3 protein-coding genes are annotated in these 2,462 nt (G+C 34.4%); all 3 read right to left on the bottom strand.

Annotation, left to right across the window (positions count from 1 at the left end):
- Positions 1 to 63: 63 nt before the first annotated feature.
- Positions 64 to 1,026 (bottom strand): NADP-dependent oxidoreductase, encoded by a 963-nt coding sequence (locus tag ACRCJ0_RS11975; RefSeq protein ID WP_431390558.1) that lies wholly within the window; start codon positions 1,024 to 1,026, stop codon positions 64 to 66.
- A gap of 24 nt (positions 1,027 to 1,050) precedes the next feature.
- A complete protein-coding gene (locus ACRCJ0_RS11970; RefSeq protein WP_048727033.1) occupies positions 1,051 to 1,464 on the bottom strand; it encodes an Ohr family peroxiredoxin in 414 nt (137 codons plus the stop codon).
- A 668-nt stretch (positions 1,465 to 2,132) separates the two neighbouring features.
- On the bottom strand, positions 2,133 to 2,462 hold a 330-nt coding region (locus tag ACRCJ0_RS11965; RefSeq protein ID WP_431390557.1), incomplete at its 5' end, for a CAP domain-containing protein.

Below are 2,462 nucleotides of genomic sequence, written 5' to 3'. Positions count from 1 at the left end.
AAAAAAAGCAAGTAACATAGCAAGGAATTACTACGATACTTGCTATTCGTGATCATTTTTGACCTAATATGCATTTGATTCAGTTTCAGCAACTAGCACGATTTTTCCTACTGCATGGTGCGTTTCACTGAGTTCATGTGCAGCATAAATCCCCGCTTGGTTCAGCGGAAATTCAGCGCCAATCACGCTTTTTAGTTTCTTTTCAGCCATCAGCTTAACTAAGGATGCTAATTCTTCGCCATTTGGTTTCAGCCAGATAGCCTCAGCATGAATCCCTTTTTTTTGAATCCGTGGATCTTCGTCTATCGAAAGAATACTGATTAAACGTCCTTCAGGCTTCAGTACAGTGATGCTTTTTCGTTGTACCTCTCCTGCCATTGTGTCAAGAACCAAATCAATCTCACTTAAAGTAGTCTCAAAATCAGTCGTATGATAATCAATCACTTCATCAGCACCTAATTCTTTTAATAGCTGATGATTTTTCGGACTAGCCGTAGTAGTTACATACGCGCCAGCTTCTTTCGCTAATTGAATCGCATATGTTCCCACGCCACCAGCTCCAGCATGAATGAGCACCTTTTGTCCTGCTTGAAGTTTCCCATGGGTAAATAGTGCTTGATAAGCGGTCAAACCAGCTAAAGGTAGTGCACCTGCATCTTTAAATGATACTTCTTCCGGTAATTTTGCTAGAAGATGATCATCAACAATTGTGTGCTCTGCATACGTACCAAACCGAGTCGTATCTGGTCTAGCGGCAACCCAATCACCAACTTTCCAGTCAGAAACCTGTGAACCTACCTCTTCAATGATACCTGCAACATCCCAGCCTAAAATAATCGGGAATTCCCATGGCATCATTTGTTGCAAATATCCTTCACGTAACTTCCAATCAATTGGATTTACCGAAGTTGCTTTTACTTTAACCAACACTTGATGAGCGAATAACTCAGGTAACGTCACAGTTGCATCTGTCAGTTGTTCTTTCCCGCCGTATTGATTAATTACGACTGCTTTTGTCGTTGTCATCTTGCTTCATCCTTTCGAATAAAATTAGATTGCTTTTACTGATACTTCAATATTTCCACGAGTTGCACGAGAATAAGGGCATGTTTGGTGTGCGATTTCTAATAATTCTTGGCTTTTTTCTAAAGTAATTCCTTCAATGTGGCCTTCGATTTCAACACCTAATTGAACATCAGGTAATGCAGTTTGGCTCAAATTGTATAGTGAAACAGTTACTTCAATAGTTGATTCACCATCTACTTGTGCTTGTTTTTTCACATAATCCAAAGCACTGTTAAAACAAGCACTATATCCAGCTGCAAATAATTGTTCTGGGTTTGTCGCACCTGCTACTTTGTGTCCTGGAGCAACGATTGTCATTTCAAAAGAATTATCAGGAGAATGAACCTCACCGTTACGTCCGCCTGTATTAATCATTTTTGTTGAAAAAACTTTTTTCATATCTATTACTACTTTCTGACATTTGTTTGGTTTTACCTTACTGAATACATTGTACACAATTTAATTGTATTTGAGAAAGTTAAAAATTTGCTACTATCCTCACTATTAATTTTATTTTACACAGGATTATGGACTTGACTAGTGTAATACTAACATAGTGTAATAGTAAGATAGTATAATAATGTAATACTAACATAGTGTAATAGTGTAATACTAACATAGTATAATAGTGTAATAGTAAGATAGTATAATAATGTAATAGTAAGATAGTATAATAGTGTAATAGTAAGATAGTATAATAATGTAATAGTAAGATAGTATAATAGTGTAATAGTAAGATAGTATAATAGTGTAATAGTAAGATAGTAAGATAGTAAGATAGTATAATAGTGTAATAGTAAGATAGTATAATAGTGTAATAGTAAGATAGTATAATAGTGTAATAGTAAGATAGTATAATAGTATAATAGTGTAATAGTAAGATAGTATAATAGTGTAATAGTAAGATAGTATAATAGTGTAATAGTAAGATAGTATAATAGTGTAATAGTAAGATAGTATAATAGTGTAATAGTAAGATAGTATAATAGTATAATAGTATAATAGTGTAATAGTGTAATAGCGTAACTAATAGCAATAAAAAAACCAGTCCTAAGACTGGTTTTTTATTAATCTTGATAACCAAATACATTCACGCCGTAGACGTAATCTTGTACCCCTATACCTTTTGTTCCTTCAGGAGTATCTCCAATTTGGATAGATACCCACATATCTGTATAGTTAGTCATCATATTTTCGTAATGTCCTGGACTATTTTTCCAAGTATTGAATAGTTTACTAGCTAAGTATTCTTCTGAATATAGAGTGTATGGATTGCCGTTATAGATTGTAGCAGCTATATTTTCACTTCTAACGTAATTGTCCTCTAAGTAATCAAAGTCCGTTACGAATAATTCGCGTTCAACATTTTCGTTAGTAGGGCGGGTATGATCAAGTTT

The sequence above is a fragment of the Aerococcus sp. L_32 genome (assembly GCF_050689315.1).
This window is presented reverse-complemented; position numbering and strand designations above follow the sequence as displayed.